This is a genomic window from bacterium (assembly GCA_030654305.1).
Lineage (GTDB): Bacteria > Krumholzibacteriota > Krumholzibacteriia > LZORAL124-64-63 > LZORAL124-64-63 > PNOJ01.
The window spans coordinates 1-3,411 of record JAURXS010000438.1; the positions used below are offsets into that span (position 1 = coordinate 1).

Below are 3,411 nucleotides of genomic sequence, written 5' to 3' on the forward strand. Positions count from 1 at the left end.
GATCTCGCCGAGACAATTCGCGGCGCCGGTGCCGCCGGTGCCGCCCGCGCCGCCGCTGCCGCCCGGGGCACCCGGACCGCCGCTGCCGCCCGCGCCGGTGATGATCAGGCAGTTGTTCAGGACCGGCGAGGCGTTGATCGCCAGCAGCCCGAAGGAGGCGCCGCCGCTCAGGCCGCCGGTGCCGCCCGTGCCGCCGTAACCTCCCCCTCCGCCGCCGCCGCCGCTGTTGCCCACGCCGTCGTCGCAGAAGGTGCACTCCTGGCCGCCGCCGCCACCGCCGCCGCCGCCACCGCCGCCGCCGCCACCGGTGCCGCCGGAACCGCCGATGTTCGGCACCCACGCATCGCCGACGATGGCGCCGGCCGCGATGGCGATCGAGCCCGCGGGTCCGAAGATCCCGACACTGCCAGCCTGTCCGTTGCCGCCCGTGCTGCCGGGGTCGCCGGTGAAACCGCCGTTGCCGCCCGTTCCGCCGGGGGCGCCGGCGCCGTTGCTGCCGGCCCCGGCGTTGGACCCGTTGCCGAGCTGGTTGCCCGCGAAACCGCCGGCGCCGCCGGCGAAGGCGCCGCCACCGCCGCTGCCGCCCGCGCAGGCGTAGATCCCATCGCAACTCCCCGGCAGGCCGCTCAGGCCGCCGCTGCCGGAAGCGCCGGTCGAGCCGGGCGTTCCGCCGAGCGCCGAACCGCCGTTGCCGCCCCGGAACTTGCAGCCTTCGAAGACCAGCGCACCGGTGCAGTCGGTCACCGTGACCGCGACCGAGGTGCCGGTCCCGATGGCCGCGTTGGTGGCGATCACCTCGAAACCGCGGACGGTCGTCGCGCTCGCGATGGACTGGGCGCGCAACGGGCGCGTGGAGCCGGTGACGACCGAGTAGACGCCGGGCTGCTCGGCCCAGGTGCCCACGGCGAGGCCGCCGGTCAGGTCGATGCCCGCGACGAGATGGACGACCTCGTTGTACGTGCCCTCGGTGACCCGGACCTCGCCGATCATGAGGGCCTGGGCGCGGACCAGCCCCTGGGCGATGGTCTTGACCGGGGCCGTCATGCCGCCGCTGTTGGCGTCGCTGCCGGTCGGGGTCACGAAGACGGCCGTGGGCAGCGGCGGCTCGACCGTCACCTGCACCACGGCCAGACCGATCCCGCCGTCGTCGTCGGTCACGCGCAGCTTGGCCAGGTACTGGCCCTGCGACGGGTAGGCGTGCAGCGCGTTCGCGTTGGCGGCGCTGCTCCAGTCGAACACGCCGTCGTCCTCGAAGTCCCACTCGTGGAGGACGACCGTACCGTCGGCATCGGCGGCGACGGCGCCGAACGACGTCGCGTCCCCCTCGAACACCGTCGAAGCGGTGAGGTCGCCGGCGGTCGGCGGGATGTTGGCGTTCAACCGCAAGAACATCGCCGCCAAGGTCACGCTGTCGCCGGCGGCGACCAGGGCGCCGCCCGTGCTGTCGTCCAGGTAGCCGGCGTGCATGGCGCGCGCGGGCCACGCGCCCACCGGCACGCCGGTCAGGCTGTAGCCGCCGGCCGCGTCGGTGACCGCCACGTACGACGTCCCCTCGAGGAAGACGACGGTGCCGGTGTGGTCGATGGCGTTCTCGAGCGTGGCGCTGCCCAGGAAGGTGCCGGTCGGGACCAGCTGGATGTCGACGAACGTCGTCTCGGCGTTGGCCGCGACTCCGGGCGGGATCTCCAGGCTGCGGCTGTCGCCGGCGTGGTCGCGCAGCGACGAGGTCAGCAGGTAGGTGCCGGCGTCCAGCCCGCCGAAGACGAAGCGTCCCGCGCGGTCGCTGACCGCGCTGCGCACGTCGGCGGCCTTGTCGGAGGTCTTGCCGGCGAGGTCGGTCCCGCCCGACAGCGCCCGGCCCACGGTCGCGGACAGCCCGCCCTCGACGCGTTCCAGCGCCAGCACCGCGTCGGGCGCGGGACGGCCGCCGGTGTCCAGCACGGTGCCGCTCAGGACCGCGCCGTCGCGAACCTCGATGCCGGACAGGGGTTCGGTCGGCGGCGACTGGTCGGAGCAGCCCCAGAGGAGGCCGGCCAGGGCGGCAGCCAGTCCGAGGACGACGAACGATCGGCGGGTCTTCATGTCAGGATCCTTTCGCAGATCACCGGGTCAGGACCAGGGCGCGCGTGGAGGAAACGTCTTCGCCGCGGGCCTGGACGAGGTAGAGACCGGACGGGACCGGGCGACCGTCGGGGCCGCAGGCGTCCCACTCGTAATCGTGGCTGCCGCCCGTGAGCGTCTCGGCGCCCCAGGTGCGCAGCAACCGACCGCCGGCGTCGTAGACGCTCAGTTGCACCGACGTCTCGCGCCGGACGACGAGCCGCAACTTGGTCGCGCCCGCACTCGGGTTGGGCCAGGGCAGCGCCAGCCGCAGCGCGGGCAGGTTCGCGGACACGGGCACCTCCGTGACGTCGTCGGCGACCACGATGTCGTTGCGGTAGGAGACGACGTAGTCGTCGACCAGCACCTCGAGCGTGTAGGTCCCCGCGGCGAGGCCGTCGACGCAGTAGTGGCCCGCGGCATCGGTGGCCGCGTGGTCGCCGGTGTAGTCCCCGGCCGCAGTGCGCAGGAAGACGCCCGCCTGCGCGACGGGCTCGCCGGTCGACGCGTCGGTGACGTGGCCGCAGATCGAGGCGGCCAGCAGGGGGCCGGCGGCGAGCAGGGCGAACAGCAGCGGCGGGATCGCCCACCGCAACGGTCGTCGGAATCGCTGGGAAGGCAGCATGGCGGGGACCCCGGGAGTTGGACCGACTAGGTGTTCCGCATCTCCGGCGCGAGCCGGGCTAGAAACGCCAGTCTACCACCGATGTCGATAATTAGGATGAATTTTATCTTTATTCTACGGTAAATCGCGGCGAGATGGCGGACACGCCGGCGCGGAGGCAACAATGAACAGGGCCGCCTCCCCGAAGGAAGGCGGCCCCTGACGCGGATCCGGGTCGCTCGTTGCGCCGCGCGGATCGCGTCGGACCGGTCAATCGGCCCAGGAAGCGGAACTCCACCGCTGTGACGACGCGCCGATCACCAACGTGGACGGCAGGCGCGGCGCACGGACGTGGACGACGACCGCCCTGCGGATCGCCCGGCCGATCCAGAGCTTCGCGAACGAGATGAAACGGATGCCCCTGCTGCCATCGAAGTTGCGGGCGGCCGAGATCAGCCCGACGTTGCCCTCCGCGATCAGGTCCAGGTCGCCGAGGCCATGATGGTGGAACTCCTTGGCGATCCCGACGACGTGGCTCAGGTTGGCGTTGACCAGCTGGTCGAGCGCCTCCCGATCCCCGTCGTGGATGCGTTCCGCCAGCCCGAGCTCCTCGTCCCGCGTCAGCTTCTTGTACCGCTCGATGTACAGCAGGTAATGCTGCAGGCGGGGATCCTCGGCCCGCACGATGCTCATCCTCGTCTCGGCCA

The 3,411-nt window shown here is 72.6% G+C and carries 3 protein-coding genes; all 3 read right to left on the reverse strand.

All coding sequences use genetic code 11. From position 1 onward, the window contains the following. Positions 1-2,082 (reverse strand): PKD domain-containing protein (locus tag Q7W29_12795; protein ID MDO9172696.1); only part of this gene is annotated, 2,082 nt, incomplete at its 3' end. Positions 2,083-2,101: 19 nt separating this feature from the next. Further along, complete coding sequence (locus tag Q7W29_12800) at positions 2,102-2,695, reverse strand: carboxypeptidase regulatory-like domain-containing protein (GenBank protein ID MDO9172697.1); 594 nt, start codon at positions 2,693-2,695, stop codon at positions 2,102-2,104. Positions 2,696-2,974: 279 nt separating this feature from the next. Beyond that, positions 2,975-3,411: sigma factor (locus Q7W29_12805; protein ID MDO9172698.1), on the reverse strand; the 437-nt coding region annotated here is incomplete at its 5' end.